Source organism: Anaeromyxobacter dehalogenans 2CP-1 (assembly GCF_000022145.1).
Taxonomy (GTDB): Bacteria; Myxococcota; Myxococcia; order Myxococcales; family Anaeromyxobacteraceae; genus Anaeromyxobacter; species Anaeromyxobacter dehalogenans.
On the sequence record NC_011891.1, the window covers coordinates 428,836 to 455,606 of the forward strand.

The 26,771-nt window shown below is 72.7% G+C and carries 21 protein-coding genes and 1 tRNA gene; 6 read left to right on the forward strand and 16 right to left on the reverse strand.

Going from position 1 to position 26,771, the window contains the following annotated elements:
• Window positions 1–813: 813 nt before the first annotated feature.
• Both A2CP1_RS01895 and A2CP1_RS01900 read left to right on the forward strand, forming a co-directional pair.
• A complete protein-coding gene (locus A2CP1_RS01895) occupies window positions 814–2,025 on the forward strand; it encodes a hypothetical protein (protein ID WP_012631795.1) in 1,212 nt (403 codons plus the stop codon).
• A gap of 62 nt (window positions 2,026–2,087) precedes the next feature.
• The gene (locus tag A2CP1_RS01900) at window positions 2,088–3,668 is read left to right on the forward strand and encodes an ATP-binding protein (RefSeq protein ID WP_218917131.1); all 1,581 of its coding nucleotides are present in this window, start codon (window positions 2,088–2,090) and stop codon (window positions 3,666–3,668) included.
• 218 nt (window positions 3,669–3,886) lie between these two features.
• On the opposite strand, the gene A2CP1_RS01905 is transcribed toward A2CP1_RS01900, so the two are convergent.
• From A2CP1_RS01905 to prpR, 3 genes are all read right to left on the reverse strand, one after another.
• Window positions 3,887–4,348, reverse strand: a complete 462-nt coding sequence (locus A2CP1_RS01905; protein WP_012631797.1) for a hypothetical protein — start codon at window positions 4,346–4,348, stop codon at window positions 3,887–3,889.
• A 119-nt stretch (window positions 4,349–4,467) separates the two neighbouring features.
• A tRNA-Gly gene (locus A2CP1_RS01910) sits at window positions 4,468–4,543 on the reverse strand.
• 79 nt (window positions 4,544–4,622) lie between these two features.
• Window positions 4,623–6,581: a propionate catabolism operon regulatory protein PrpR gene (gene prpR, locus A2CP1_RS01915; RefSeq protein WP_012631798.1), complete on the reverse strand. Its 1,959-nt coding sequence runs from the start codon at window positions 6,579–6,581 to the stop codon at window positions 4,623–4,625.
• Window positions 6,582–6,883: 302 nt separating this feature from the next.
• Between prpR and A2CP1_RS01920 the strand changes: the two genes are divergently transcribed.
• The 4 genes from A2CP1_RS01920 to A2CP1_RS01935 all read left to right on the forward strand — a co-directional run bounded on the left by A2CP1_RS01920 (window position 6,884) and on the right by A2CP1_RS01935 (window position 13,247).
• Window positions 6,884–9,268, forward strand: coding sequence for a 3-hydroxyacyl-CoA dehydrogenase/enoyl-CoA hydratase family protein (locus tag A2CP1_RS01920; RefSeq protein WP_012631799.1), 2,385 nt, complete (start codon window positions 6,884–6,886; stop codon window positions 9,266–9,268).
• Between the two features lie 45 nt (window positions 9,269–9,313).
• The gene (locus tag A2CP1_RS01925) at window positions 9,314–10,486 is read left to right on the forward strand and encodes a thiolase family protein (protein ID WP_012631800.1); all 1,173 of its coding nucleotides are present in this window, start codon (window positions 9,314–9,316) and stop codon (window positions 10,484–10,486) included.
• 43 nt (window positions 10,487–10,529) lie between these two features.
• Window positions 10,530–12,305 carry an acyl-CoA dehydrogenase family protein gene (locus A2CP1_RS01930; protein ID WP_012631801.1) on the forward strand — a complete coding sequence of 592 codons (1,776 nt, stop codon included), beginning with the start codon at window positions 10,530–10,532 and terminating at the stop codon, window positions 12,303–12,305.
• Window positions 12,306–12,551: 246 nt separating this feature from the next.
• Complete coding sequence (locus A2CP1_RS01935) at window positions 12,552–13,247, forward strand: sulfite oxidase-like oxidoreductase (RefSeq protein WP_012631802.1); 696 nt, start codon at window positions 12,552–12,554, stop codon at window positions 13,245–13,247.
• Between the two features lie 25 nt (window positions 13,248–13,272).
• Here A2CP1_RS01935 and A2CP1_RS01940 read toward each other — a convergent pair whose 3' ends face one another.
• The 13 genes from A2CP1_RS01940 to A2CP1_RS02000 all read right to left on the reverse strand — a co-directional run bounded on the left by A2CP1_RS01940 (window position 13,273) and on the right by A2CP1_RS02000 (window position 26,655).
• Window positions 13,273–13,656 (reverse strand): zf-TFIIB domain-containing protein, encoded by a 384-nt coding sequence (locus A2CP1_RS01940; protein WP_012631803.1) that lies wholly within the window; start codon window positions 13,654–13,656, stop codon window positions 13,273–13,275.
• A gap of 112 nt (window positions 13,657–13,768) precedes the next feature.
• On the reverse strand, window positions 13,769–14,434 hold the full coding sequence (gene hisG, locus A2CP1_RS01945; RefSeq protein ID WP_012631804.1) for an ATP phosphoribosyltransferase: 666 nt from the start codon (window positions 14,432–14,434) through the stop codon (window positions 13,769–13,771).
• On the reverse strand, window positions 14,434–15,702 hold the full coding sequence (gene murA / locus A2CP1_RS01950) for a UDP-N-acetylglucosamine 1-carboxyvinyltransferase (RefSeq protein ID WP_012631805.1): 1,269 nt from the start codon (window positions 15,700–15,702) through the stop codon (window positions 14,434–14,436). Before murA ends, hisG begins: the two co-directional genes overlap by 1 nt.
• Before the next feature lie 80 nt (window positions 15,703–15,782).
• Window positions 15,783–16,643, reverse strand: a complete 861-nt coding sequence (gene prmC / locus A2CP1_RS01955; RefSeq protein WP_012631806.1) for a peptide chain release factor N(5)-glutamine methyltransferase — start codon at window positions 16,641–16,643, stop codon at window positions 15,783–15,785.
• Window positions 16,640–17,752: a peptide chain release factor 1 gene (prfA, locus tag A2CP1_RS01960; protein WP_012631807.1), complete on the reverse strand. Its 1,113-nt coding sequence runs from the start codon at window positions 17,750–17,752 to the stop codon at window positions 16,640–16,642. Before prfA ends, prmC begins: the two co-directional genes overlap by 4 nt.
• 275 nt (window positions 17,753–18,027) lie before the next feature.
• Window positions 18,028–18,609, reverse strand: coding sequence for a GbsR/MarR family transcriptional regulator (locus tag A2CP1_RS01965; RefSeq protein WP_011419427.1), 582 nt, complete (start codon window positions 18,607–18,609; stop codon window positions 18,028–18,030).
• A gap of 13 nt (window positions 18,610–18,622) precedes the next feature.
• A complete protein-coding gene (locus A2CP1_RS01970) occupies window positions 18,623–19,483 on the reverse strand; it encodes a UbiA-like polyprenyltransferase (RefSeq protein ID WP_012631808.1) in 861 nt (286 codons plus the stop codon).
• Window positions 19,480–20,718, reverse strand: coding sequence for an amidohydrolase family protein (locus A2CP1_RS01975; protein WP_012631809.1), 1,239 nt, complete (start codon window positions 20,716–20,718; stop codon window positions 19,480–19,482). Before A2CP1_RS01975 ends, A2CP1_RS01970 begins: the two co-directional genes overlap by 4 nt.
• Window positions 20,715–22,595, reverse strand: coding sequence for a cyclic dehypoxanthinyl futalosine synthase (mqnC, locus tag A2CP1_RS01980; RefSeq protein WP_012631810.1), 1,881 nt, complete (start codon window positions 22,593–22,595; stop codon window positions 20,715–20,717). The genes A2CP1_RS01975 and mqnC overlap by 4 nt, the downstream gene beginning before the upstream one ends.
• A gap of 14 nt (window positions 22,596–22,609) precedes the next feature.
• Window positions 22,610–23,776 carry an aminofutalosine synthase MqnE gene (gene mqnE / locus A2CP1_RS01985; protein ID WP_012631811.1) on the reverse strand — a complete coding sequence of 389 codons (1,167 nt, stop codon included), beginning with the start codon at window positions 23,774–23,776 and terminating at the stop codon, window positions 22,610–22,612.
• A 1-nt stretch (window position 23,777) separates the two neighbouring features.
• A complete protein-coding gene (locus A2CP1_RS01990; RefSeq protein WP_012631812.1) occupies window positions 23,778–24,440 on the reverse strand; it encodes a UbiX family flavin prenyltransferase in 663 nt (220 codons plus the stop codon).
• On the reverse strand, window positions 24,437–25,138 hold the full coding sequence (locus tag A2CP1_RS01995) for a ubiquinone/menaquinone biosynthesis methyltransferase (RefSeq protein ID WP_232288344.1): 702 nt from the start codon (window positions 25,136–25,138) through the stop codon (window positions 24,437–24,439). Before A2CP1_RS01995 ends, A2CP1_RS01990 begins: the two co-directional genes overlap by 4 nt.
• A 2-nt stretch (window positions 25,139–25,140) precedes the next feature.
• On the reverse strand, window positions 25,141–26,655 hold the full coding sequence (locus tag A2CP1_RS02000) for a menaquinone biosynthesis decarboxylase (RefSeq protein WP_012631814.1): 1,515 nt from the start codon (window positions 26,653–26,655) through the stop codon (window positions 25,141–25,143).
• Window positions 26,656–26,771: the final 116 nt, after the last annotated feature.

Below are 26,771 nucleotides of genomic sequence, written 5' to 3' on the forward strand. Positions count from 1 at the left end.
TCGGTCTCGCCTGCAACCCCCCGAATCCTTGCGGGAACTACCTCGTCTCGACGTCCGAGCTGTGGGAGGGGATCCCGCCTTTCCCGCGCATGGAACGCGGGGGGATCCCCGTCGTGCTCGGGGCGGCTCGCGAAGGGAACTGCGGCTGGGTGTAGGGGATCTCCCCGGGGTGGCACGGTGGCGCCGCGCGCCGTCGTGTTCGGGCGGGGGTACTACGTGAGCCGGGCCCAGCGCGCCCTCGTGAAGGCCTTCGCCGACGCCGTCCGGGCGGAGGCGCGGTCGCTGCGGCACGGGTCGGCCTCAAGGCGGCGTCGACCCGCGCTGCGGAGCTGACGCGGCAGCTCATGGATGCGGGGATACCGTCCACGAACGTCGCCCTCCACGCCGTTCGTGCTCTCGCGCTGCCGGCAAATGGCGGGGCACGCCGGCGGGTCGCCGCGCGCTGGCGGAAGCAGGTGAGCCGCCTTGTGACGCACGGTCACGGCTCTCCGTCTCGCCCTCTTGGTTCCGTCGAGGGCGCTCACTTAACGTCGAATGGAAAGGAGGCCAACGACATGGCCATCGTGCACCGGAAGATCACCGAGGAGTGGATCGAGGACCCCGGTCGAGACGCTCGACGACGCCGACTGCGACGAGGAGGAGTGCAGCGACGAGGAGAGCGCGGCCGAGGCGCCGCGGAAGCGACGCCAGCAGCTGGCGAGAGGCTCCGCACAGACGGGCCGTCGGGACCTCCCGATGGCCCGTCTTCATTTCCGGGACCGCCCGCGTCGACAGTGGGATGAACCCATGGTGTCATCGAGCGGGAGACATCTGATGAAGCTGCTCGCATTACTGCTCGGGGCACTCGGGTTCGCGCCGACGGCGGTCGAACGGGCCGCACTACTCCAGTTCCGCGGTGATGCCGCAGCGGCGCTCTCGGCAGCGGATACGATCCTCGCGAAGGATCCGCAGGACGCCCGGGCCTTGTTCGTCGCGGCTTGCGCCGCCGTCGAGGCGGGCGACCTTGACCGCGCTTCGGTGTACACGGGTCGGCTCGAGCAGCACGGCCGGGATCCGCACGTCGTCGTCCTGAAGCGCCTCATCGAGCGCCGTCGCGAGCGGAAGGATGAGCCGCTCCGCGAAGCACTCGTGCTGGCCTGGAGGGACACCGGGCGACCGGACCTCTCGGGCAATCGAATCCTGCGCGAGAGCGAGTCGTGGGGTCAGCTCGTGCCCAAGATCGACCGCCCTGTCCGCGCCCGCCTGACCGCCGGCGAGCGCTTCATGTTCGACGGCATCGGCTCCGCCACCAGCGCCGCGTACGTCAAGGCGGCGATCCGGGCGGCCGCGGATGCGGAGAAGCAACCCGTCGTCGTGAACCTAGACGTTCTCGGCGCCTTGACCCCCTTCGCCGCCATCAAAGGCATCGACGCGCAGGCAGCCTCGCGCGCGGCCGCTCACGTCGGCCGCGTCGTCGTCGCGGCTGAGCCGGACAACGGCTACATGGAGCTGGCGAGCCTGCTCGCGGCCGCCCCCGGTACCGTTCCGTTCAACGCCGACGATCTCTCGGCCATCGAAAGGGCCCTGGGAAAGCCCCGGTTCGAGTACCCGCGCGAAGGATCGTTGACGCAGCTCCGGCAACTGGCGGCGCACTTCGATCCGGGCCACGCCGAACTCCGGGCTTGGTCCGCAGCGCTGGGGGCGTCCGTTCCACTATTCCGGCTGTGGCAGCGTGCGGAGGCGGTCAAGGATCCCGAGCTGCGCGTCCGCGCCGGCCGGGTGCTCCAGGCGGTTGGGTTACGGCTCCGCGAGGCCGGCACCGCGCTCGAGAAGAGCCTCTCCTTCGCGCTGGAGGTGAAGGGCGCCGAGCTGCGTGGCGACGCTGCGGCCGTCGAGGCTGCGAAGGCGGCTCGTGCGCAGTGGTGGGCGTGGCATCAGGCGACCGAGGACGCCCGCAGGCGCATGGGGAACTGGCCGTTCGCGGCGGGCTGGCGCGAGTGGACGCCGGCGGGAGAGGTCGCCTACATGCGGAAGCTGACCGACTAGCATTTCGTGGACAGTGCGGGAGCGAGATGAAGCAAAGAGGACTCGAGGAGCTGCGGATCTGGATGAACTCGGTCGAAGCCGAGCGCCTCGAATTCAAGGAGGCGAAGAACAATTTCGACCTAGAAAAGCTCGTCCAGTACTGCGTCGCCATCGCGAACGAGGGCGGGGGCGTGCTCATTCTGGGGGTCACAGACCAGGCTCCCCGCCGCGTCGTGGGCAGCCGGGCGTTCGAGGATCTCGAGAGGACGAAGTCTCAGTTGGTCGACCGTCTGAAGCTCCGCGTTGATGCCGACGTGATCGCGCACCCCGACGGCAGGGTTGTCGCGTTCACGATTCCGCCCCGCCCTCTCGGCGTCCCGCTTCACCACAACGGCGCGTATCTGATGAGGGCGGGCGAGTCGCTCGTCGCGATGACGCCTGACAGGTTGCGACGCATCTTCGACGAGGTTGTGCCCGATCACTCGGCGGAGATCGTTCCCGCCGCTACGATGGCCGATCTCGAGCCCGGAGCCATCGAGAAGTTCCGAGAGCTGTGGCGACGGAAGTCAGGTAACGAGCAGATCGACCGAATGGGGCCGGATCAACTCCTGGCGGACGCCGAGCTGGCGCCCGACGGCCGCATCAGTGTTGCGGCGCTCGTGCTGCTCGGCACTCGCGCTGGGCTCGGAAGACATCTAGCGCAGGCCGAGCTGGTGGCTGAGTACCGGTCCGCGGACGCGAGCATCGCGCCACAGCAGCGTCTCGAATTCCGCGAAGGGTTCCTGCGCTACTTCGACGAGCTGCTTCGGTTTGTCCAAGCGCGCAACGAGGTGCAGCAGTTCCGCGACGGCCTCATCATCAGGGACATTCCCACCATCAACGAGGTCGCCGCACGCGAGGCGATCCTGAATGCGGTGAGCCACCGCGATTACAGGCACGCTGGATCGATCTTCCTGCGCCTGTACCCTCGACGGATCGAGATCGTGAGCCCCGGCGGGTTCCCTCCAGGCGTGACGGCGGAGAACATCTTGTGGCGGCAAGCGCCGCGGAACCGACGGCTCGCGGAGGCGCTCGCGAAGTGCGGGTTCGTCGAGCGCTCCGGCCAGGGCGCCGACAGGATGTTCGAGGAGTCCATCAAGGAGGGTAAGCCCCGTCCCGACTTTGCCGGGACGGACGACTATCAGGTCGCGCTCACGTTGCGTGGCGACGTGCAAGACGTCGCCTTCCTCCGTTTCCTAGAGCGCGTCGGTCAGGAAACCCTTGTCTCATTCTCGACGACCGACCTCGTCGTCCTCGATATCGTTCATCGCGGCGAGGAGGTCCCGAAGAACCTCGCGTCTCGTGTGCCTCAACTGGTCGAGAAGGGTGTCCTTGAGCGCTACGGCCGAGGGCGGAAGAAGCTCATGCTTTCGCGCCGCTTCTACGCGTTCGTCGGCCGCAAGGGGGAGTACACGCGCCGGCGCGGCCTCGACAAGCCGCATTCGAAAATGCTGCTGCTCCAGCACCTAGAGCAGTTCGAGACGGCGACCATCCAGGAGTTCGAGCAGGCGCTCCCTGGCCACGTCCGTCACGCCATTCACCGGCTGCTCCGAGAGTTGAAGAGGGAAGGAAAGGTCGTGATGCTCGGGTCCAAGCGTGGAAGCCGCTGGACCCTGAAGAAGTGATTTGCAGCCAGCAAAGCAGCCGTCGCACCCAGTAACAAAACTGACGTATCAAAAACCCGTAACATCCCGTTTTATCAGGAAGTAGTCTCGTGGCGCGATCGCGCCGCGCGATCGCAAAGCCATCGCCTGAACACGGCCGCCAGCGTGAGCGCGGCCGGTGAGCGGGCTGCAGGCGCGCCGGCGCCGGTTCGCCTTGCGCGCCTGACTCCCCGAGCCGCTCAGGCGCGCTCGACCGCCGCCCGCAGCGTCTCCAGCGCCTGCCGGACGTCGTGCCGGAACGGCGTGGTGAGCAGGGCGGCGGCGAAGCCGACGGTCACGGTTCCGGCCACGAGCGCGAGGACGATCCCCGCGACATCGGATGCGAGCCCGCGCAGGTTCGCCGCGGCCGCATACGAGAAGAGCGCGAACCAGACCCCCAGGAATGCGGCGAGCGCCCACCGAAGCCGGAAGCGGAGTCGGACGACGGAGCCAGCCCCGGCGCTCTCGATCTCGCCGACGACCACCGCGTGCGGCCGCTGGACGTTCCGCACCAGCTGGAAGCGCCGCCCCTGGAGCTTTCCGCGGAACGGCCGCTGCGCCGCCCAGTGCCCCTGGGTCACCAGCTCGGCCACCCGTGCAGCGATCTCGTCCGGGGTGGACGTCGAGCGAAGCTCGGTGCGGTCGAAGGGGAGGAGGTTCATCCTGGAGCGCTGTGCCTCGGGGTCGGGGGAACTCGGGTCGTACCGGTGGTGCACACCGTATCCCGGCAGCGCCTAAAACGAAACGCCCGGGGTCGCCGGGCGTTCGGTCCATCGAAGATTGGAGCGGGAAACCGGATTCGAACCGGCGACCCTCAGCTTGGGAAGCTGATGCTCTACCAACTGAGCTATTCCCGCGTCGCGACCCCGTTTTTGCCGTGAAGGCGGGCGGGAGTCAAGGAGATCGGCGGCGCGCTCGGGAGGGGGCGACCGAGGTCTACGCCCTGACCCTCCCGAGCTTCCGGTACAGCGTGGTCCGCCCGATGCCGAGCCGGCGGGCGGCCTCGGCCTGGTTGCCGCCGCACTCGGCCACGGTCCGCTCGATGAGGACCCGCTCCTGGGCGGCGCGGGCGAGGCGGAGGTCGATGGGCGGGGCGACCGCGGAGGGAGCGGTGGGCGCGGCGGCGCGGGCGGTCGGATCCGCGACCTCCGGCATCACCGCGGCGAGCTCCTCCTCGGTCACGCGCGCGCGCGGGTCGCGGTCCGCGAACAGCACCGCCACGCGCTCGAGCACGTTCTCGAGCTCGCGCACGTTCCCGGGCCAGGCGTGTCCGCGCAGCCGCGGCAGCACCATGGAGAGCGCGCGCCGGTGCGCGTCGGCGGCGCCATGGCGGAGGAGGGCGCGCTTCAGCAGGTCGGAGGCGATGAGCTCGACGTCCGCCTCGCCCCGCTCGCGCAGCGGCGGCAGGTGCAGCGGGAGGATGTCGAGGCGGTAGTAGAGGTCCTCGCGGAACTCGCCGCGCGCGATGGCCTGCCGGAGGTCGCGGTGCGTCGCGGCGATGACGCGCACGTCCACCGGGGTGGGATCGTTGCTGCCGAGCCGGAGCACCTGCCGCTCCTGCAGGACGCGCAGGAGCCGCGTCTGCAGCGTGACCGGCACGTCGCCGATCTCGTCGAGGAACAGCGTGCCGGTGTGCGCCGCCTCGAACAGGCCGGGGCGCCCGCCGCGCCGCGAGCCGGTGAACGCGCCCTCCTCGTAGCCGAACAGCTCGGCCTCGAGCAGCGTCTCCGGGAACGCGGCGCAGTTCACCGCCACGAACGGCCGGTCGCGCCGGCGGCTCGCGCCGTGGATGCCCTGCGCCACCATCTCCTTGCCGGTGCCGCTCTCGCCGGTGATGAGCACGGTGGCGTCGGTGCGCGCGTAGCGGCCGGCGAGCTCGCGCAGCCGGACCATCGCCGGCGACTCGCCCACCAGGCCGGAGAGCGCGTACCGCGCCACGAACCGCGGCGGGCGGTGCGTGGAGCGGAGCCCGCGCTCGAGCCGCTGGACCATCGCGGCGGGCTGGCAGGTGAGCACCGCGCCGCGCAGGACGCCGTGCTCGTGCAGCGGGAACCGGCTCACCACCGCGGCGGCGACGCCGATGCGCTGCACCGCCTCGACCTCCGGCGGGCCGCCCTCCAGCACCGGGCCCATGGCCAGCTCGGGCGCGACCGCGGAGAGCTTGCGCCCCTGCACCTCGGCCGCGGTGACGCCGAGCAGCCGCTGCAGCGCCGGGTTGATGGCCTGGATGCGCTCCTCGGTGTCCACCGCCACCACCCCGACCTCGAGGTGCTGGAACATCGCCTGGAGGTGTGTGCGCCGCGAGCCCTCGACGCGCGCGATGCGCGCCACCTCGGCGGCCTGGCGGATCGCCTCTTCCAGCGAGTCCTGGCCGTACAGCAGCACGGCGCGCAGGCCGGAGCGCTCCGCGACCGAGCAGATGGGCCCCGGGCCGACGATGACCTTGAAGCCGCGCGCGGAGAGGTCGTCCACCGCGGCCTGCCCTTCCTCCGGCGTCACGTAGGGCCGCTGCTCGATGACGGTGTCGTCGATGAGGTGCACGCCCTCGAGGCCCGCCACCGTGCGCCGGAAGTTCACCACGCCGATGCGCTTCGAGAGCTTGCGCGCCTGCACCAGCGCCTGGAGCGCGTCCACGGTCGAGGCGGTCACCACCACCACCGGCACGTCCGCGTGGTCGCGCAGGTAGGCGCCGTTGGTGCCGGCCGCCACGAACGCGTCCACCTCCTCGCCGGCCTGCCGGAGCTCGCGCGCGACCTGGAGCGCCTCCTCGAACCCCTTGTCGAAGACCCGGACCTCGGCCACGTCCGCCATCAAGGGCGCGACGCTCTCGAACACGTGCCGGAGTCGGCTCGTGCTGAACGCCCAGACGATGGGGCGGCGGTCGGCGGGGGTCACGACGGCTCCTCGCGAAACGACTCTGGGTCAGGAGCAAACGACTCTGGGTTCGGGGAGAGGCGGGCCTGGTGTACCGGTACTGTACCGAAACCGGAACGGAATGCGCCAGTGACGGAACAGAACGGAACACGTCTGGGAACCAGACCCTCGCGGGGAGGCTGCGTTGATTCGCATGTCAACCCGCCGCCTTGGCCGCTCGGCCGGGCAGGGGCGATGACGTGGTGCGGCACGTGCAACTTGTGCGCGTCGCGCGGCGGCCGTCAGGGCCGCGCAGCGGACGCGAACGCACCACGGAGGCCACGATGGACCGGATCGAGCGGGTGGCGGTGCTGGGGTCGGGCGTGATGGGCAGCACCATCGCCGCGCACCTCGCCAACGCGGGCTTCGGGGTGCTGCTCCTCGACATCGTCCCGAAGGAGCCGAACGCCGAGGAGCGGGCGGCCGGCCTCGGGCTCGACAGCCCGGCGGTACGCAACCGCCTCGCGGCCGCGGCGCGCGCGGGCCTCGAGAAGCTGAAGCCGGCGCCGCTCTACCTGCCCTCCTACGCGTCGCGCATCGACGTGGGCAACCTCGAGGACGACCTCCCGCGGCTCGCGAGCTGCGACTGGGTGGTCGAGGTGGTGCTCGAGCACCTCGAGGTGAAGCGCCAGCTCCTCGGGCGCATCGCCCCGCACCTCAAGCCGACGGCGGTCCTCACCACGAACACGAGCGGCCTCTCGGTGAACGCCATCGCCGACACGTTGCCCGAGGCGCTCCGCCCGCGCTTCCTCGTCACCCACTTCTTCAACCCGCCGCGCTACATGCGGCTCGTCGAGATCGTCTCGAGCCGGCACACCGACCCGGCCGTCGCGGCGGGCATGGCCGAGCTCATCCGCGTGCGCCTCGGCAAGGGCATCGTCACCGGCAAGGACACGCCGAACTTCGTGGCGAACCGCATCGGCGTGTTCGCCATGTGCAACGCCATCCGGCACATGGTGGAGCTCGACCTGACCGTCGAGGAGGTGGACGCCATCGCCGGCCCGCCCACCGCGCGGCCGAAGAGCGCGACCTTCCGCACCGCCGACCTGGTGGGCCTCGACACGCTCCTGCACGTCGCGAGGAACTCCTACGAGCTGCTGCCGGGCGACTCGCGCCGCGACGAGTTCAAGCTGCCCGCCTTCCTCGAGCAGATGGTCGCGAAGGGGATCCTCGGCAACAAGTCGAGGGGCGGCTTCTTCCGGAAGGAGAAGGGCGAGGGCGGCGGCCTCTCGATCTACGACCACCGCAAGGGCGAGTACGTGCCGGCGGCGAAGCCGCGCAGCGCGGCGGTGGAGGCGACGAAGGGGATCGACGACCCGGCCCAGCGCCTCCGGGCCGCGCTGGCCGGGAAGGACAAGGTCGCCGAGCACGCCTGGCGCAACCTGCGCGACACGCTCCTCTACGCGTTCGAGCGCATCCCGGAGATCGCCGACGACGTGGTGAACGTGGACGCGGCCATGCGCTGGGGCTTCGGCTGGGACCTCGGCCCGTTCGAGATGCTCGACGCCATCGGGGTCCCGGCGTTCGTGACCCGGGCCGCGCAGGACGGCGTGGCCGTGCCGGAGCGGCTCCGCGGCATCGAGCGCTTCTATGCCGAGGAGAACGGGCGGCGCCGCTACCTCGACCTCGCCGGCGGCGGCTACCGCGACGTGCCGCGCCCGGCCGACCAGATCGACCTCGCGGTGCTGGAGAAGTCCGGCGCGGTGGTGGAGCGGAACGCGGGCGCCTCGGTGCTGGACCTCGGCGACGGCGTCTTCTGCCTCGAGTTCCACACCAAGATGAACGCGATCGGCCCGGACGTGCTCGCCATGGTCCACAAGGCGGTGGCGCGCGCCGAGCGCGACGGCCAGGGGCTCGTGATCGCGAACCGCGGCCAGCCGGCGTTCTCGGCCGGCGCGAACCTGATGCTCATCGCGGTGGCCATCGCCGAGGGCGCGTTCGACGAGATCGCGCTCACCATCCGCGCGTTCCAGAAGGCGATGATGGCGCTCAAGTACGCGCGGGTGCCGGTGGTGGCGGCGCCGCACGGGCTGGCGCTGGGCGGCGGCTGCGAGGTGTGCCTGCACGCCACCGCCATGAACCCGCTCGCCGAGACGTACATGGGGCTCGTCGAGATCGGCGTGGGGCTGCTCCCTGCCGGCGGCGGCACCAAGGAGATGGCGCTCCGGGCGATCCGGCTCGCCGAGAAGTACGAGATCGACGCCTCGCCGTTCGTGTTCAAGCACTTCAACACCGTCGCGCTCGCGAAGGTGAGCGCCTCCGCCGACGAGCTCGTCGCCATGGGGATGCTCCGCGAGGGCGACGCGGTGACGCTGTCGCCGGACCGGCTGGTGCACGACGCGAAGCAGAAGGCGCTGGCGCTGGCCGCGAACTTCCGGCCGGGCACGCCCGCGACCGGCCTGCGCGCGCCGGGCCGCGGCGCGGCGGCGAGCATCGCCTCCCAGCTCTGGAACATGCGCATGGGCGGCTTCATCACCGAGTACGAGGAGCGGCTCGGCCGCACCATCGCCGGCGTCATGACCGGCGGCGACGTGCCGGCCGGCACGCTCGTCACCGAGCAGGACCTGCTCGATCTCGAGCGCGAGGCGTTCCTGAAGCTGTGCGGCGAGCGGAAGACGCTCGAGCGCATCCAGCACATGCTGAAGAAGGGCAAGCCGCTCCGGAACTAGCGGTCGAACCGGCGTCGAGCGCGCGAGCGCGAGAGGAGACCTGGAATGAGCGCAGCCTACGTCCTCGCAGCGGTGCGGACCCCCGGGTGCAAGGCGAAGAAGGGGAAGCTGAAGGACGTCCGCCCGGACGACCTGGCCGCCGTCGCCATCCGCGCGCTGCTGGCGCGGACCGGCGTCGACCCGGGGCAGGTGGAGGACGTGATCCTCGGGTGCGCGTTCCCCGAGGGCGAGCAGGGCATGAACCTCGGGCGCGTCGCGGCGCTCCGGGCCGGGCTGCCGGTGGGCGTGCCGGGCCAGACGGTGAATCGCTTCTGCGCCTCGGGGCTGCAGACCATCGCCACCGCCGCCGAGCGGATCATGGCCGGCCAGGCCGACTGCATCGTGGCGGGCGGGGCCGAGAGCATGAGCCTCGTGCCCATGGGCGGCTCGCACTTCAGCGCGAACCCGGCGCTGGTCGCCTCCTGGCCGGAGTCGTTCGCGGCCATGGGCATCACCGCCGAGCTGGTGGCGGCGCGCGACCAGGTGAGCCGCGAGGACCAGGACGCGTTCGCGGTGCAGAGCCACGCGCGCGCCGCCCGGGCGCAGGCGGAGGGTCTGTTCGCCGACGAGCTCGTCCCCGTCGAGGTGGAGCAGGTCACGCTCGAGAAGGGAAAGCCGGCGCGCCGCACCGAGCAGGTCACGGCCGACGACGGCGTGCGCCCGGGCACGAGCCTGGAGGCGCTCGCAAAGCTGAAGCCGGCGTTCAAGATCGACGGCACCGTCACCGCCGGCAACGCGTCCCAGACCACCGACGGCGCCGCGGCCGCGCTGGTGGTCTCCGAGGCGTTCCTCACCCGCACCGGCCTCGCGCCGCTGGCGCGCTTCGTCTCCTACGCGGTGCGCGGCGTGCCGCCGGAGATCATGGGCATCGGCCCGGTCGAGGCCATCCCGGCGGCGCTGAAGCGCGCCGGCCTGCGCGTCGAGGACGTCGGGCAGATCGAGCTGAACGAGGCGTTCGCGGCGCAGTCGCTCGCCTGCGTGCGCGCGCTCGGGCTCGATCCGGAGAAGGTGAACCCCACCGGCGGCGCCATCGCGCTCGGGCACCCGCTCGGCTGCACCGGCGCGAAGCTCACCGCCACGCTGCTGCACGGCATGCGGCGGACCGGCGCGCGGCACGGCATCGTGTCGATGTGCGTGGGCGGCGGAATGGGCGCGGCGGCGGTGTTCGAGCGCGCCTGAGGGCGCGCGGGCGGCTCACGGAAGGCGACGAGGAGGAGCGACCATGGCCAGGCTGTTGAAGGGGGCGGAGTACCTGATCTCCGAGGCGACGAAGGACGACGTCTTCACCCCGGAGGACTTCACCGAGGAGCAGCGCCAGATCGCCGAGACCGCGGAGCAGTTCGCCGAGTCGGAGGCGCTCCCGGCCGAGCACGCGCTCGAGCAGCACGAGCCGGGCGTGGCCGCGGCGCTCATGCGCAAGGCGGGCGACGCGGGCCTGCTCATGATCGACGCTCCGGAGGCCTACGGCGGCCTGGCGCTCGACAAGGCCACCAGCATGCTGGCCGCCGAGCGGATGGGCACGGGCGGCGCGTTCTCGGTCTCCTACGCGGCGCACACCGGCATCGGCACGCTCCCGCTCGTCTACTACGGGACCGACGCGCAGAAGGACCGCTACCTCACGAAGCTGGTGACCGGCGAGTGGGCCGCCGCGTACTGCCTCACCGAGCCGGAGGCGGGGAGCGACGCCATGGGCGGGAAGGCCACCGCCACGCTCTCGCCGGACGGGAAGCACTACCTCCTCGACGGCACCAAGCAGTTCATCACCAACGGCAGCTTCGCGAACCTGTTCACGGTGTTCGCGAAGGTGGACCGCAAGCACTTCACCGCCTTCCTGGTGGAGCGCACCTTCCCCGGCGTGACCGTGGGGCCCGAGGAGAAGAAGCTCGGCATCAAGGGCTCCTCCACCACCTCGGTGATCTTCGAGAGCGCGAAGGTGCCGGTCGAGAACGTGCTCGGCGAGATCGGCAAGGGGCACAAGATCGCGTTCAACGTGCTGAACGTGGGCCGCTTCAAGCTGGGCGCGGCGGTCACCGGCGCGGCGAAGCTCGCGCTCGCCACCGGCGCCGCCTACGCGAACGCCCGCAAGCAGTTCGGCACGCCCATCGCCCGCTTCGGCGCGATCCGCGAGAAGCTCGCCGACCAGGCCGCCGCCGTCTACGCCTCGGAGTCGCTCATCTACCGCCTGGCCGGGCTCATCGACGACCGGCTCGCCACGATCCCCGCCGACCAGCCCGGCTACTACGAGGCCTACCAGCAGGGCATCGAGGAGTACGCGATCGAGTGCGCCATCGCGAAGGTGTTCTGCAGCGAGGTGCTCGCCGACGTGGTGGACGAGGTGGTGCAGATCCACGGCGGCTACGGCTTCATCCAGGAGTACCCGGCCGAGAAGTACTACCGCGACGAGCGCATCAACCGGATCTTCGAGGGCACGAACGAGATCAACCGGCTGCTGGTGCCGGGCACCATCCTGCGCCGCGCGCTGAAGGGTGAGCTGCCGCTGCAGCGCGAGGTCATGAAGGCGATGGACGCCCTCATGAACCCGTCGCTCGACGAGGCCGATCCGGCGGTGCCGTTCGCGGCCGAGAAGGCCACCGTGGCCAACCTGAAGCGCGCGTTCCTGGTGGTGGCCGGCGCGGCGGTGCAGAAGTACGGCGAGGCGCTGAAGGACGAGCAGGAGGTGCTGCTCGCGCTCGCCGACGTCGCCATCCAGGCGTTCGCGGCGGAGAGCGTGGTGCTCCGCGCCGAGAAGACCGCGTCCACGCAGCCCGAGGCGCGCCGCGCGCTCGCCGCCGCCGCGGTGAAGGTCCACACCTTCGCCGCGGCCGAGAAGGCCGCCACCGCCGCCCGCCGCGCCGCGTTCTACGTGGGCGAGGGCGACACGCTCACCATCCTGCTCGGCGGCATCCGCCGCTTCTCCAAGTACGACGCCGCCGGCCTGCTCCAGGCGAAGCGGCGCCTGGCGGACGCGGTGCTGGAGAGCGAGCGATATCCGTTCTGATCTCACGAGGGCTGCGCCCTCGCCCCGCCGCCCTGCGCTTGCCGAAGGGCGGCGGGGCCCCGCTCCTGCTGCGCGGGCCGGTGACCTCGCGCGCCCGCCTCCGCGGGCGGGCGCGAGGTCCCCGCGGGCGCGCCTGGCGGCGCGCTGAGCCGTGACCTCGTCCGGCGGGTTCGGGGCTGCGCGGCGCGCCGGCGCGGGCTACGCTTCGGCGCGCCGGGCCCGCGACGGCCCGGGGAAGGGCACCCGGTGGACGACCAGCAGCGGCGGATCGCGGAGGGCGTGGCGCTCCTGCGCGCGCGCTTCGGCGAGAAGATGAAGGCCACGCCCTCCCTCGCGGACGCGAGCCCGCAGGGCGACGGGCCGGCGAACCGGCACGGCATGCCGAAGGAGCCGCCCGGCCAGAACGTGTTCGAGAAGCACGAGTGGCCGGTGATGGACCTCGGCACCGGCACGCCCGACCTCGCGCCCGAGCGCTGGCGGCTCGTGGTGGACGGCGCGGTCGAGACGCCGCTCGAGCTCTCCTACGCCGGCCTGCTGGCGCTCCCGCAGGTGGACGAGGAGGCCGACTTCCACTGCGTGACCGGCTGGTCGATCCTCGACGTGGCGTTCCGGGGGGTCCGCCTCGAGACCGTGCTGGCGCTGGCGCGGCCCACCGCGGCGGCCACCCACCTCATGGCGCACTCCGCCGACGGCTACTCCACCAACCTGCCGCTGGAGGAGGCGCTGAAGCCGGACGTGCTGCTCGTGCACGCGGTCGAGGGAAAGCCGGTCACCCGCGAGCACGGCGGGCCGGTGCGGATCGTGGTCCCACAGCTCTACGCCTGGAAGGGCGCGAAGTGGCTCACGCGCCTCGAGCTCATGACGCAGGACCGGCGCGGCTACTGGGAGATCCGCGGCTACTCCAACACCGCGCACCCGTGGCGCGACGACCGGACCTGGTGAGCGGGGGCCCGCGCGCGGGCGCCGGCTACTTCTTCTTCGCGAACGCCTTGAAGAACGCCACGATCTGCGAGGTGGCGCCCTTCCAGTCGAGCTCGGCCGCCGGCTCGTCCTCGGTCCCGTCCACCCAGATCCCGCCGCAGGACTCGCAGGTGTCGTAGGCGAGGGCACGCTTCTCGCCCCCCTCGACGACCACCAGGTCCACGTTGCAGGCCGGGCACATCCCGGAGATCTCGTCCGCGTTCACGTACCCGCCGAGCGCTGACAGCGCCGGCAGGTTGGCGTGCAGCAGCACCTTGTTGAGATCGGCGGCGTCACCCACCCAGATGCCTCCGCACTCGGCGCAGCGCTGGACGGCGCTGTCCTCGTGGGCGATCTCGTTCAGCTCGACGCTGCACCGCGGGCAATCCATGACGTAGCGGGTCCTCCTCGGACCGGTGACACGACGGGTTGGGATCGGGATTTCAAGCGAGGACGGGCTCTTGCCGAGTCCTGGTCATACTAGGCAGAAGCCGTGCCACGTTTCAACGGGCTTCGGCGCCGGCTTCGGCCACGGCGGCGCGCAATGCCTCGATCAGACGACGCAGCCGCTCCGGGTGGAGCTTCAGGGCCACCCGGTTCACGACGAGGCGCGCCGAGACCTCGAGGACCTTCTCCTCGATGACCAGGCCGTTGGCGCGCAGCGTCTCCCCGGTCTCGGTGATGTCCACGATGGTGTCGGCGAGCCCGAGCGAGGGCGCCACCTCGATGGAGCCGTGCAGCGGGATGATCTCCGCCGGCACCCCCTTGGCGGCGAAGTGCCGGGCCGCGAGCGACAGGTACTTCGTCGCCACCCGCGGCGCGACCCCGCGCGGCAGCGGCCGGGCGCCCTTCGGGCGGGCCACGATCACGGTGCAGCGGCCGATCCCCAGGTCGAGCGGCTCGTACAGATCGCGCGGTTCCTCGCGCAGCACGTCGAGCCCGACGATGCCGACCTCGGCGGCGCCGTGCTCCACGTAGCTCGCCACGTCGCCGGCGCGGATCGAGATGAAGCGCAGGCCGGCCTCGGGGGCGTCGGCGGCCAGCTTGCGCGTGCCCTCCAGCAGCTTGCGCGGCGACACGCCGAGCGCCCGCTCGAACAGCGCCGAGGACTCCTGCAGGAGGCGCCCCTTCGGCACCGCCACCGTGATGAGCTCGCTCGTACCCGGCATCAGCCTCTCACCCTCCGGATGCGCGCCCCGAGGGGCGCCAGCTTCTCCTCGATCCGCTCGTAGCCGCGGTCGAGATGGTACACGCGCAGCACCTCGGTCGTCCCGCTCGCCGCGAGGCCGGCCAGCACCAGCGCGGCGGAGGCCCGCAGGTCGGACGCCATCACCGGCGCGCCGGACAGCTCCGGGACGCCCTTCACCATGGCGACGCGCCCGTCCACCTCGACGTGGGCGCCGAGGCGGATCAGCTCCTGAACGTGCATGAAGCGGTTCTCGAACACCGTCTCGGTGATGCGCGAGGTCCCGTCGGCGAGGCAGAGCAGCACCATGAGCTGCGCCTGCATGTCGGTGGGGAACCCGGGGTGCGGCGCGGTCCGCACGTCCACCGGCCGCGGGCGGCCGTCGCCCACCACCCGCAGGCCGCCCTCCACCTTCGTCACCTCGGCGCCGACCGCGCGGAGCTTCTCGACGAGCGCCTCCTGGTGCGCCGCCACGCAGCCGCGGACGGTCACGTCGTTGCCGGGCAGCGCGCCCGCCACCAGGAACGTGCCGGCCTCGATGCGGTCGGGGATGACCGCGTGCGACAGCGGCCGGAGCGATGGGACGCCCTCGATCCAGATCTCGTCGGTGCCGGCGCCCTCGACCAGCGCGCCCATCGCGACCAGCGCGTCGCCGAGGTCCTTCACCTCCGGCTCGCGCGCGCAGTTGCGCAGCACCGTCTCGCCGTCGGCGAGCGCCGCCGCCATCATCACGTTCTCGGTGCCGGTGACGGTCTGGGCGTCGAACGTGAACACCGTGCCGCGGAGCCGGCCGCGCGGCACGCTGGCGTTCACGTAGCCGTGCTCGAGCCGGATCTCGGCGCCGAGCGCGGTGAGCGCCTTCAGGTGCTGGTCGATGGGGCGGGCGCCGATGGCGCAGCCGCCGGGCAGCGAGACGCGCGCCCGGCCGAGGCGCGCGAGCAGCGGCCCGAGCACCAGCACCGAGGCGCGCATGGTCTTCACGAGCTCGTAGGGCGCCTCGGGCGCCACCGCGGCGGGAACGCGGAGCCGGACCGTGCGCCGGTCGCCCTCGCCGCGCGCCACCTCGCAGCCCATGTGCCCGAGCAGCTTGCCGAGGGTGCGCACGTCCGCGAGGTCCGGGACGTTGCGCACCTCGTGCTCGCCCTCGGCGAGCAGGGCGGCGGCGATGACGGGCAGCGCGGCGTTCTTCGCGCCGGAGACGTCCACGCTCCCGCGGAGCGGGACGCCTCCCTCGATCACGATCTTGTCCAAACGATGGCTCCTTCGCGTCAGGGCAGGGGATCGCCCGGACGGTGCAGCGTGCAAGCGGGATGCGAGCGGCGGCGCGGATTCTACGCGGCGCCCGGCAGGCGCGCCACCGTGAGCCGGGGCAGGCCGGCCAGGTCCCGTCGGGCCTCCGCTTGCGCGAACCCCGCGTCGCGGCACAGGCGCGGCAGGAGCTCCAGGTGGCCCTCGTGCATCTCCAGCACCAGCGTGCCGCCGGGGGCGAGGCGGGCCGGGGCACCCTCCACGATGCGCCGGAGCAGGGAGAGGCCGTCCGGGCCGCCGTCCAGCGCCAGCCGCGGCTCGCGCCGGACCTCGCGGGGCAGCGTGTCCAGCTCGCCACGCGGCACGTAGGGCGGATTGGACACGATCACGTCGAAGCGCTCGCCCGCCCGGAGCGGCGCCCACAGGTCGCCCTGGCGCAGGTCCACCGCCGCGCCGAGCGCGCGCGCGTTCTCGGCGGCGACCGCGAGCGCGTCGGCGGAGAGGTCGGTCGCGACCACCCGCGCGCCGGGCCGCTCCAGCGCGAGCGACACGCCCAGCGCGCCGGACCCGGTGCACAGGTCGAGCGCGGCCCCGCCCTCCGGCAGCGCGTCGCGCGCCGCCTCCAGCACCAGCTCGGTCTCCGGCCGCGGGACGAGCACGCGCGCGTCCACGAGGAACGGCCGGCCGTAGAAGTCGCGCCGGCCGGTGAGGTAGGCGGTGGGCTCGCCCTCGGCCCGGCGCCGCACCAGGTCGCGGAACGCGGCCAGCTCCGGCTCGCCGAGCGGCTTGTCGAAGTCGAGGTAGAGCCGCATCCGCTCGCAGCGCAGCGCGTGCGCGAGCAGCAGCTCCGCGGTGAGCCGCGGCGCGTCCACGCCCTTGCGGCCGAAGAACTCCTGGGTCCAGGCGAGGAGGCGGAGCGTCGTCCAGGCCCCGCCGTCGCTCACGCCCGCCGCTCCGCCGCCCCGGCCTCGCCGCGCGACGCCTCGCGCAGCGCCTGGGCCGCGTAGAACGTCCGGCAGGCGTCGATGACGTCCTGCACGTCGCCGTCCATCACCGCGGGCAGGTTGTGGCGCGTGTAGTTCACGCGGTGGTCGGTGAGCCGGTCCTGCGGGAAGTTGTAGGTGCGGATCTTCTCGGAGCGGTCGCCGGTGCCCACCTGCGACTTGCGGGTCGCGTCGCGCGCGCTGCGCTGCCGCTCCTGCTCGATCTCGAACAGCTTGGCCCGCAGCATCTTCATGGCCATGGTGCGGTTCTTCAGCTGGCTCTTCTCCTGCTGGCACTTCACCACGATGCCGGTCGGCTTGTGGGTGAGGCGCACCGCGGAGTCGGTGGTGTTCACCGACTGGCCGCCCGAGCCGGTGGAGCGGAACACGTCCATCTCCACGTCGGCCGGGTTCACCTGGACGTCGATCTCCTCCGCCTCGGGCATCACCGCCACGGTGACGGTGGAGGTGTGGATGCGCCCCTGGGCCTCGGTGGCGGGGACGCGCTGCACCCGGTGCACGCCGGACTCGTACTTGAGCGAGGAGTAGACCGCGTCGCCGGAGACGGTGAGCGTCGCCTCCTTCACGCCGCCGAGCGCGCCGCCCGAGGTGTCCATCAGCTCGACGCGCCAGCCGCGGCGCTCGGCGTAGCGGACGTACATGCGCATGACCTCGGCCGCGAACAGCCCCGCCTCGTCGCCGCCCGCGCCGGCCCGGATCTCGACGATGACGTCCTTCTCGTCGTTCGGGTCCTTCGGCACGAGGTACAGCTTGAGCTGCTCCTCGGCGGGATCGACCTGCGGCCGCAGCTGCGCCAGCTCCTCCTTGGCGAGCTCGCGCAGCTCGGGGTCCTTGTCCGCGAGCAGCGCCTCGTTGCCCTCCACGTCCTCGAGCAGCTTGCGATAGGCGCGCAGGGCGGTGACGGTCTGCTCGATGGAGGCGCGCTCCTTCGCCACCTTCCGGAACCGGTCGCCGTTGCCGGCCACGGCCGGGTCCGAGAGGAGCTGGGTGAGCTCCTCGAACCGCTGCTCGATGGCCTCGAGCTTCTTCAGGACGTCGGGGGACAGCATGGGGGGGACTTCTTACCGTTTCCACGCGGGGATGGGCAAGGCATCGGGCCGCCGGGTGGTCCGCGGCCGCCCGGCCGCGCCCGGGGCGGGCGAAGCGCCGCACGCGCACGGACGGTGCGGCACGCCGTCGAGGGCACCTCCGCAGGGCCCGCGGAGACGCGTGGCGTGGGTACCCCTCGCGCACGGGAGGGCGGCCGCCGGGGGCCGATGGACATGCGCTCGCCCCCCGGATCCCCCTCCGCCGGAGCGGGCCGGGGCGCCGGGCGCCGCCGCGGTCAGTCCCGCCGCGCCAGCGCCTCCGAGAGCGCCTTGATGGGCCCCACGTCGGCGCGGCTCGAGTCCACCAGCAGCTTCAGCACGGTGAGCGCCGCGCGCGCGAGGTCCGAGAGCACCTCCAGCCGCCGCGCCTTGAAGCGCGCCTGCGCCTTCACCGCGGGGTCCACGTCGGCGAGCGCGGCCCGCACCTCGGCGAGCGCGCGCTCGAACGCGGCGAGCGCCTGCTCCACCGCGCGCTTCTCGCGCTCGCGCAGCACCCGGGCCACCAGCTTCCAGACGTTGGTCTCCGCCTCGAAGTGCTCCTTGCGGTCCCCGGGGACCTCCACCGTCCGCACCACGCCCCAGCGGCGCAGCTCGGCGAGGCTCATCGAGAGCAGGCCGGTGGAGATCTGCAGCCGGTCGCACAGATCGGGCGCGGCGAGCGGCCGGTCCGACAGGAACAGCACCGCCCAGATGCGCCCGAGCTGGCGCCGGAAGCCCCACAGCTCCATGAGCGCGCCCACCGCGTCGGCGACGGCCAGGTCGGCCTTCTGCAGCGCGTGGGAGGTCGGCGCGGCGGCGCGTTGCGCGGCGGCGGTCATGCGGGTCCCCCGGTCACCGGAGCGCCAGATCGGCGAGCGCGCACAGCGCGAACGCGATCGAGGCGAAGGCGTTGTAGTTGAAGAACGCGACGTTGATCCGCTCCGGCCGGAGCGCGCCGCCCGGCGCCACGTAGCGGTGCTCGGCCGCGAGCGTGGCCGCGAGGATCACCGAACCCGTGATCCAGCCGGCGCCGCGCCCGGCCAGCGCGCCGGCGGCGAAGATCGCGGCGGCGGCGGCGAGGTGGAGGCCCCGCGCCCAGCGGAGCGCGCCCGCGACGCCGAAGCGCGCCGGGATCGAGCGCAGCCCCGCGCCGCGGTCGTAGTCCATGTCCTGCATCGAGTAGAAGACGTCGAACCCGGCGATCCACGCGCCCACGCCGAGCCCGAGCACCACCGAGGCGAGCGGGGCGGTCCCGGTGAGCGCGATCGCCACCCCCACCGGCGCGAGCGCCTGCGCCACCCCGAGCCACAGGTGGCAGGCCCAGGTGAAGCGCTTCGCGTAGGAGTAGCCGAGCAGGACGGCGAGCACCGGCAGCGCCAGCGCGCCGCAGACGGGCGAGATGAGCGCGGCGGCGGCCACGAACGCCGCGGAGGAGCCGCCGAGCAGCGCCCAGGCGGCGGCGGCCGAGACCTCGCCGGTGACGAGCTCGCGCCGCTGCGTGCGCGGGTTGCGGGCGTCGAACGCCCGGTCGGCGATGCGGTTCATGGCCATGGCGGCGGTACGCGCCGCCACCACCGCCAGCGCCACGAGCGCGAGGCGGGCCGGGTCCAGCCGCGCCTCGGCGGCCACCAGCGCCACCGCCGCGGCCGCGAACGGCAGCGCGAACAGCGAGTGGCTGAGCTTCACCATGCGCGCGAGCGCGGCGACGGTCATTCGGGACGCTCCGGGCCCGGCCGCTGCCGGGCGAGCCAGGTGAACGGGCGCTCTTCGGCGCCGAAGGTGGAGACCAGCCACTCGGCCGGATCCGGCGGCCGCGCGCCCTCGAGCGGCGCGGCGAGCACGCCCGGCGCGGCGCCCGGCGCGAGCCGGCCCACGTGCGGGGCGGCCAGCGCGGCCCCGTTCCAGGCGAGCGGGAGCAGCCGGGTCGCGGCCACGGCGGGCACCTCGCGCCGCAGCAGCGCCAGCTCCGCGAGCGGCGCGAGCGAGGGGGCGCTGGCGAGCGAGTCGGTGCCGACCGCGAGCGGGATCCCCGCCGCGAGGAGCGCCTCGAGGCGCGGCAGCGCGCCGAGGATGTAGCGGTTCGACCGCGGGCAGAGCACCACCGTGGCGCCGGTGGCGGCGAGCGCGCGCAGGTCCTCGTCGTCGAGGTCGACGCAGTGCACCGCCAGGTGGTGCGGGCGGAGCTCGGCCTTCACCGCGTCCACCGGCGAGCGCCCGGTGATCCGCAGCGCGTGCAGCGCCGCGCCCAGCGTCGCGTACATGCGCCCGAAGGGGCCGGCCGACTCGGTCGCGCAGAAGGCGCGCTCGGCCGGATCCTCCGCGAGGTGCAGGGAGCCGGGGCCGCTGCGGAGCAGCGCGCGCAGGGCCGCGGCGTTCGTCGAGTAGATCGCGTGCGGGCTCTCCACCACCCGGAGCCCGGGCGGCGGGGCGGCGGCCTCGCGGACCTGGCGCGCGGCGGCGCGGGCCTCCTCGAAGCGCTCCGGCGTGAAGCCGAACACCTCGTGGAAGATCGTGCCCCCGAGGCCGGCGGCCGCGAGCGGAGCGAGCGAGTCGAGCGTGTTGCTGATGTCGCCCACCGCGGCCACCCCGGCGCGGACCAGGTCCTCGGCGGCCATGCCCATGGCCTCCTCGGGCTCGCCCTCGCGCGTGCGCCGGCGCGCCGCCACGAACAGCTGGATCCAGCCGGGCAGCCCCTCGCCGCCCGCCACCCAGCCCTTCATGTGCGAGAGCTCGAGGTGCAGGTGCGCGTTGACGAGCGCCGGCAGGAGCACCGCGTCGAGGCGCTCGCCCGGCCCGAAGCGCGCCTCCACCTCGGCGCGCGGCCCGACCGCGCGCACCCGCTCGCCCTCCAGCGCCACCGCGCCGTCGGCGATCGCCGGCGCGGACGCCGCCGGTGCGCCGGGCGCGAGGCCGGGGAGCACCCAGGGCGCGGCCACCACCCGGATCACGCGCGGGTCTCCTCCACCAGCTGGTACTTCATGTTGCGGCGGGCGGCGCGGAAGCCGGCGTCGCGGATGTGCCGCTCCACCTCCTCCGAGTCCATCTTGAAGGTGGTGCCGGCCGCGGAGACCACGTTCTCCTCGATCATCACCTGGCCGAAGTCGTTGCAGCCCATGTGCAGCGCGGCCTGGGCCACGCCCCCGCCCATCGTCACCCACGACGCCTGCAGGTTCGGGACGTTGTCGAGCACCAGGCGCGAGAGCGCGTTCGTGCGCAGGTAGGCGTGGGCGCTGCCGTCGCCCGGCTCGAGCCGGGTGTTCTGCGACTGGAACGGCCAGCAGATGAACGCGGTGAAGCCGTGCGTCTCGTCCTGCAGCTCGCGCAGCCGCATGAGGTGCGCCACCCGGTGCTCCGGCCCCTCGCCCACCCCGAACATCATGGTGGCGGTGCTCTTCAGCCCCTTCAGGTGGGCCGCCTTCATCACGGTGAGCCACTCGTCGGTGGAGCACTTGAGCGGCGCGATCCGGCGGCGGACCTCGTCGTCCAGGATCTCGGCGCCGCCGCCCGGGATCGAGTCCATCCCGGCCGCGACCAGCCGGTCGATGGTGGCCTCGAGCCCGAGCTCGCTCGTCCGGGCGATGTGCCAGATCTCCTCGGGGGAGAGCGCGTGGAGGTTGATCACCGGCCAGGTCTGCTTCACCCAGCGGAACAGGTCCTCGTACCACTCGACGCCGAGGTCGGGGTGGAGGCCGCCCTGCAGCAGGATCTCGATGCCGCCGAGCGCCACGGTCTCGTCGATCTTCTGCGTCAGCTCCTCGCGCGTGAGGACGTACGACTCCTGGTGGCCGCGGGGGCGGTAGAACGCGCAGAAGTGGCACGCGGTGGTGCACACGTTCGTGTAGTTCACGTTCCGCGACACGATGTAGGTGACGAGGTCGCCGGGGTGGAGCGCGCGGCGGCGCTGGTCGGCCGCCAGCCCGAGCTCGAGCAGCGGCGCCTTCTCGTCGAGCGTGGCCGCCTCGTCGGCGTCGAGCCGCTCGCCGTCCGCGCCCTTCTGCAGCGCGGTGTCCACCGAGACGGCGCGGCGCACGCGCCGGGTCCGCACCACGTCGTCCACGAAGCGGAGCGGCATGGGGGGCAGGAAGCCCTTCGCGGCGGCGCGCTCCAGGAACGCCTCCAGCCCCTGCAGCTCGTAGGGGCCGAGGCCGTAGCGGATCTTCTGGGTGAGGTAGCGGCGGTACTTCTCCGGGTCGCCGCCCTTCTGCGCGGCGAACTTCTGCGCCAGCTCGGTGCGGATCCCGAGGCCGTGCTGCGCAGCCCGGGTCAGCTCCTGCACGTCCTCGGGGGTGACCGCGCCCGGCCGCGCCGCCCACAGCGCGAAGATCATGGGGAGCCCGATGAGCCGGGTCCACTCGCGCCCGAGGTCGAGCACGTGGTTGGCGCGGACGCCGAACCCGCGGTCGCCGATCACGAGCGCGCCCTTGGTGCCCCTGGCGCGGGCCAGTCCCTCGTCCGCGTGCATGGGGGTGAACTTCGGGTGCACGCCCATGGCGTCGAGCACCAGCTTCGCGAGCACGTGCGAGGTGCGGGAGGCGGTGTCGAGGAACACCTCGTCCCAGATGGCCGGCGACTGCTCGCCGGCGAGCACCACCGTCTGCACCGGGCCGTCGGCGCCGATGGCGATGCCGGGCACGATGTCGTACTGGCCCTTGGTGAGCGCGGCGACCGACACGAGCGCCAGGTCCACCTCGCCCGCCTCCAGCATGGCCGCGCAGCGGGACGGCTCGGCCAGCACCAGCTCGATGCGCTCGGAGCCCTCCAGCCCGGCGGTGAGCGGCCAGGCGTTCAGGAACGAGACGGCGGCGGCGCGGATCTTCTTCGGCATGGGAGCTCTCGGGATCAGGCGGTGACCTGGAGGCGCGCGGGCGGCTCCTCGGGGAGCGGCGCGTCGTGGACCTTCAGCACGCGGTAGAGGCTGTCGCGCTCGGCCGGTACGCGGCCGGCGGCGCGGATGAGCTGGTGCAGCGTACGCTCGCTGAGCGCCTGCGGCACCGTCGAGCCGGCCATGTGGTAGATGCGCTCCTCCAGCACGGTGCCGTCGAGGTCGTCCACGCCGAACGACAGCGCGGTCTGCGCCAGCCGCTCGCCGAGCGAGACCCAGTACGCCTTCACGTGGTCGAAGTTGTCGAGGTACAGCCGCGCCACCGCGAGCGTGCGCAGCGCGTCGTAGCCGGTGGGCTTCGGGAACGCCTTGCCGATCATGTTGTGCTCGGGGTGGAACGCGAGCGGGATGAAGACCTGGAAGCCGTGGGTCTCGTCCTGCAGCTCCCGCAGCCGGCGCATGTGGTCCACCCGCTCGTCCAGCCGCTCGATGTGGCCGTAGAGCATGGTGGAGTTCGTCTTCACGCCCAGGCGATGCGCGGTGCGGTGGATCTCGATCCACTGGTCTGCGGTGGCCTTGTCGTCGCAGATCTTCCGGCGCACGCGCGGCGCGAAGATCTCGGCGCCGCCGCCGGGCATGGTCTGCAGGCCGGCGTCCATCAGCCGGCGCAGCACCTGCTCGTAGCTCATGCCGAACTTCTCGGCGAAGAAGTGGATCTCGATGGCGGTGAACGCCTTGATGGCCACCTCGGGCCAGCCGGCGCGGATGCGCGAGAGCAGCTCGGTGTAGTACTCGAACGGCAGGTCCGGGTGCAGCCCGGAGACGATGTGCACCTCGGTGACGCCGAGCGGCTTGCGCGACAGCACCTTCCCGACCGCCTCGTCGATCGACATGGTGTAGCCGTCGGAGGCGCGCTGGTCGTCCTTGCGCGCGAACGAGCAGAACTTGCAGGACGCGACGCAGACGTTGGTCGGGTTGAGGTGGACGTTGCGGTTGTAGAACGCGAGCGCGCCGTGGCGGGCCTCGCGCACGTGGTTCGCGAGCGCGCCCAGCGCGGGCAGGTCGGCGGCCTCGAACAGCCTCAGGCCGTCGGCGTCGGTGAGCCGCTCGCCGGCCAGCACCTTGTCGCGGATGGGCCCGAGGCCGTCGCGCTCGAGCGCGCGGTTCGCCAGGATCGAGAGCATGTCAGGGTTCCTCCGGGTCATCCAGGTCGGCGAGCGCAGGGTCAGGCGGATGAGCCTGGCCCGGAGCGAGCGGGGGGTCCGGGGGGGCTTCATCCCCCCGGTCCGAATGCCTCAGGCCGTCCCAGCGCTTCATCAGCTCGTTCGGGATGCCCAGCCGGTCGAGCACCCGCGCCACCACCGTGTCCACCACCTGGTCCACCGTCCTCGGCCCCGAGTAGAACGAGGGCGAGGCCGGCATCACGAACGCGCCCGCCTCGATCACCTGCGTCATGGCGCGGGCGTGGACCAGCGAGATGGGCGTCTCGCGCAGCACCAGCACCAGGCGCTTGCGCTCCTTCAGCATCACGTCGGCCGCCCGGCCGACGAGGTCCACCGAGATCCCGTAGGCGATGCGCGCCAGCGCGCCCGCCGAGCAGGGGATCACCACCATCGCGTCGTACATCGACGAGCCCGACGCGAACGGCGCGGTGAAGTCCTGGTTCTTCCAGATCTTGAACGGGTAGCGCGGCTCGGCGCCGATCTCCTGCTTCCAGACTTGCTTGCCGGTCTGGGTGAAGACGAGGTCGGCCGACACGCCCAGGTCCGCGTTCGCGGCCAGGAAGTCGAGGAGCCGCCTCGCGTAGGGGGCGCCCGACGCGCCGGAGACGGCGACCACCAGCTTCACGCGCGCACCGCCGTGACGAGCCCGCACACGCCCGGGAACAGCGTCTCGCCGCGCACCTCGCGGAAGCCGGCGCGGCGCGCCGCGTCCTCGAACTCGACCCGCGAGGCGAAGCGCTCCATCGAGGCCACCAGGTAGCGGTACGCCTCCGGGTCGGGCGAGAGGATGCGGCCCAGCACCGGCAGCGCCAGCCGGTTGTACGCACCGTGCACGAGGCGCGAGCCGCGCGACTCGGAGCGGAAGAACTCGAGCACGCCGAGGCGGCCGCCCGGACGCAGCACCCGCGCCAGCTCGGCCAGGCCTACCTCGTAGCGCTCCAGGTTGCGCATGCCGAACGTCACCGTGGCGAGGTCGAAGCGCGCGTCCAGGAACGGCAGCGCCATCGCGTCCGCCTGCGACGCGGGCAGGGCGGTCTTCTCCACCCCGCGGCGGAGCATCTGCATGGAGAAGTCGGCGCCGGTGACGCGCAGGCCCGGGGCGCGGCGCCGGGCCAGGTCGGCGACGTCCATGGTCCCGGCGCACAGGTCCAGCATCCGCTCGCCGTCCTTCGGGGCGAGGTCGGAGAGCAGGCGGCGGCGCCAGGCCTGGTCCACCTTCAGCGTCATGACCCGGTTCAGCAGGTCGTAGCGCGGGGCGATTCGATCGAACATGGCCCGGACCGCGGAGCCGCGGTGCGCCTCGCCGGGCAGCGGCACGTTCACGCTCACTGGAGGATCCCTCCGCGGCGCGGCGTCCAGGACGCCGCCGGGGGCGGGGCGATGCGCGGGCGGCGGAGCGGCGCCGCGCCCGGCACCAGCCGGTCGTAGAGCGCGTCCATCCGCGCGATCACCTCGGGGGGGTGGACGCACACCTCCGGCCACTCGCGCCCGCCCTCCTCGCGCCACTTGCGCGTGGCGTCCACGCCGATCTTCCCGCCGAAGGCGAACCCGCCGGCGGCGTGGTCGAGCACGTCCACCGGCCCGTCGGCGATCACGAGGTCGCGCTTCACGTCCACGTTCGCGAACGCGCGCCAGGCGGCCTGCGGGACGTCCTGCACGTCCACGTCGTCGTCGAACACCACCAGCGTCTTCGTCTGCGCCATCTGCCCGGAGCCCCACAGCCCGTGGATGACCTTCTTTGCCTGCCCCGGGTGCTCCTTCTTGATGGAGACGAGGCACAGGTTGTGGAAGACGCCCTCCACCGGCATGCAGATGTCCACGATCTCGGGCGCCACGACCTGCATGAGCGGCAGGAACATGCGCTCGGTGGCCTTGCCCAGCCACTGGTCCTCGACGGGCGGCGGGCCCACCACGGTGGCCGGGTAGACCGCGTCCTTGCGGCGGGTGATCGCGACCACGTCGAGCGCCGGGTAGTCGTCGGCGAGCGAGTAGAACCCGGTGTGGTCGCCGAACGGGCCCTCGCGGACGAGCGGCGCCGAGGTGTCCACGAAGCCCTCGATGACGAGGTCCGCGTCGGCCGGCACGTCGAGCCCGGTGGCGACGCCGGTGACGGTGTGGACCGAGGCGCCGCGCAGGAACCCGGCGAACAGGTACTCGTCCACGTTGGGCGGCAGGGGCGCCGAGGCGCAGTAGGTGAGGGCGGGATCGCCGCCGAGCGCGATGGCCACCGGCATCCGCTCGCCGCGCTGCTGGTAGGCGCGGTAGTGCGCGGTGGCGGTCTTGTGGAGCTGCCAGTGCAGCGCGAGCCGCCGCGGCCCGAGCACCTGGAGCCGGTACATGCCCACGTTGCGGATGCCGGTCTCGGGGTCGCGGGTGATGACCTGCGGGAGCGTGATGAACGGGCCGCCGTCGTGCGGCCAGGTGGTGAGCACCGGGAGCGTGCGGAGGTCGGGCTCGCGGTCCACGATCTCCTGGCAGGCGCCGGAGGAGACGTGCTTCGGGGCCATGGCCGCGAGCTTCCCCAGCTTCGGGAGCATCTTCAGCTTGTCCCAGAACGACTGGGGCGGCGCGGTGCGGAGCAGCGCGCGCAGCGCGTCCGCGTGCTGCTCGAAGTCGTCGCAGGAGAGCGCCCAGCTGGTGCGCCGGCGGGTGCCGAACAGGTTCATGGCGACGGGCAGGGCCCCGGGGCGCTCGAACAGGAGCGCCGGGCCGCCCTGCTTGGCGGCGCGGTCGGCGAGCGCGGCCATCTCGAGGACCGGATCGACGGGCTCGGAGATCCGGACCAGCTCGCCGGCCTCGTCGAGCCGGGCGAGGAACTCACGCAGCGAGCGGTAGGCCATGGCGCGCGGATCTGTACCCCAGGTTCCCGGGGGTTTCAATGTTCGTTGAACGGATCCCGAGGCCCCGCCGCGGCGGGGAGAGCCTCATGATTCCGGGACGCTGGCCCGGGCCGCTT

Excerpts from the sequence above, each read along its gene's own strand:
- A2CP1_RS01895 (WP_012631795.1), top strand. The coding sequence starts at position 814 with ATGAAGCTGCTCGCATTACTGCTCGGGGCACTCGGGTTCGCGCCGACG.
- A2CP1_RS01900 (WP_218917131.1), top strand. The coding sequence starts at position 2,088 with ATGAACTCGGTCGAAGCCGAGCGCCTCGAATTCAAGGAGGCGAAGAAC.
- A2CP1_RS01905 (WP_012631797.1), bottom strand. The coding sequence starts at position 4,348 with ATGAACCTCCTCCCCTTCGACCGCACCGAGCTTCGCTCGACGTCCACC.
- A2CP1_RS01920 (WP_012631799.1), top strand. The coding sequence starts at position 6,884 with ATGGACCGGATCGAGCGGGTGGCGGTGCTGGGGTCGGGCGTGATGGGC.
- A2CP1_RS01925 (WP_012631800.1), top strand. The coding sequence starts at position 9,314 with ATGAGCGCAGCCTACGTCCTCGCAGCGGTGCGGACCCCCGGGTGCAAG.
- A2CP1_RS01930 (WP_012631801.1), top strand. The coding sequence starts at position 10,530 with ATGGCCAGGCTGTTGAAGGGGGCGGAGTACCTGATCTCCGAGGCGACG.
- A2CP1_RS01940 (WP_012631803.1), bottom strand. The coding sequence starts at position 13,656 with ATGGATTGCCCGCGGTGCAGCGTCGAGCTGAACGAGATCGCCCACGAG.
- hisG (WP_012631804.1), bottom strand. The coding sequence starts at position 14,434 with ATGCCGGGTACGAGCGAGCTCATCACGGTGGCGGTGCCGAAGGGGCGC.
- prfA (WP_012631807.1), bottom strand. The coding sequence starts at position 17,752 with ATGCTGTCCCCCGACGTCCTGAAGAAGCTCGAGGCCATCGAGCAGCGG.
- A2CP1_RS01965 (WP_011419427.1), bottom strand. The coding sequence starts at position 18,609 with ATGACCGCCGCCGCGCAACGCGCCGCCGCGCCGACCTCCCACGCGCTG.
- A2CP1_RS01970 (WP_012631808.1), bottom strand. The coding sequence starts at position 19,483 with ATGACCGTCGCCGCGCTCGCGCGCATGGTGAAGCTCAGCCACTCGCTG.
- mqnC (WP_012631810.1), bottom strand. The coding sequence starts at position 22,595 with ATGCCGAAGAAGATCCGCGCCGCCGCCGTCTCGTTCCTGAACGCCTGG.
- mqnE (WP_012631811.1), bottom strand. The coding sequence starts at position 23,776 with ATGCTCTCGATCCTGGCGAACCGCGCGCTCGAGCGCGACGGCCTCGGG.
- A2CP1_RS02000 (WP_012631814.1), bottom strand. The coding sequence starts at position 26,655 with ATGGCCTACCGCTCGCTGCGTGAGTTCCTCGCCCGGCTCGACGAGGCC.